Origin of the sequence: Enterovibrio qingdaonensis (assembly GCF_028683135.1) — a bacterium.
GTDB classification, from domain to species: domain Bacteria; phylum Pseudomonadota; class Gammaproteobacteria; order Enterobacterales; family Vibrionaceae; genus Enterovibrio; species Enterovibrio qingdaonensis.
Window position 1 is genome coordinate 1 of record NZ_JAJUBB010000077.1, and the last position, 407, is coordinate 407.

At 55.0% G+C, this 407-nt stretch carries 1 pseudogene; it reads left to right on the top strand.

The window, feature by feature from the left end:
• Nucleotides 1-407, top strand: a pseudogene (locus LRP49_RS25185) (transketolase); the annotation flags it as partial.

A 407-nucleotide genomic window follows, 5' to 3' on the forward strand; every position in this document is an offset into this window, starting at 1 on the left:
AGCATGGACGGTGTACAACAAGCCAATTCAGGCCACCCAGGTGCCCCTATGGGCATGGCAGATATTGCCGAAGTCCTGTGGCGTGACCACCTGAACCACAACCCACAAAACCCAGAGTGGGCTGACCGTGACCGCTTCGTGCTGTCAAACGGCCACGGCTCTATGCTGATTTACTCTCTGCTGCACCTGTCCGGTTATGCGTTGTCTATCGACGACCTGAAAAATTTCCGTCAACTGCACTCGAAAACCCCAGGCCACCCAGAATACGGTTACGCACCGGGTATCGAAACCACCACGGGTCCACTGGGTCAAGGTATCACCAACGCAGTGGGTATGGCGTTGGCTGAAAAAGCACTGGCTGCACAATTCAACCGTGAAGGCCACGACATCGTTGACCACAACACGTA